The sequence below is a fragment of the Corallococcus sp. AB049A genome (assembly GCF_003668885.1).
GTDB lineage: Bacteria > Myxococcota > Myxococcia > Myxococcales > Myxococcaceae > Corallococcus > Corallococcus interemptor.
The window spans coordinates 1-401 of sequence record NZ_RAWL01001364.1 but is presented as its reverse complement, the minus strand read 5'-3'; the positions used below and the strand labels follow the sequence as shown (position 1 = coordinate 401).

The following is a 401-nucleotide window of genomic DNA, read 5'->3' as shown; positions in this document are numbered from 1 at the left end:
ACGCCGGCCAGTACGGCGGCTCCCAACTCCAGATAGGGCGCGAACTGCAGAAAGTCGTCGACGCGGGTATGAAACCCGGGGAAGGCTTTTTGCAAATCGTGCTGGGCATCGTACGAGCTATAAAAACCGTTGCCGTTGATGGTGCTGATGCCGTAGCCAATGAGCACGGCCGGCACGGCGGTAGCTTTGAAGAGCTTGGTTTTATAGAACGGTTTTTTATTGGGATTGACGGCCCCGGAGGAGCTTTCGTACTTATGCAGCGTATCGGCGGGCGCGGTTTGGGCGTAAAGCGCTAGCGGAGCACCGGTTAGCAGGCCAAGGGCCAAGGGGAGGCGAAGCAGTGGTAACTGGGGCATAGGGCTGCAAGTTCGGCACAGGATGGAGTTTGGACACTACCCGGC

General features: G+C 58.4%; 1 protein-coding gene. It reads right to left on the bottom strand.

The window, feature by feature from the left end; translation table 11 throughout:
• On the bottom strand, positions 1-326 hold a 326-nt coding region (locus D7X55_RS43150), incomplete at its 3' end, for a hypothetical protein (protein WP_199747484.1).
• Between the last annotated feature and the right edge of the window lie 75 nt (positions 327-401).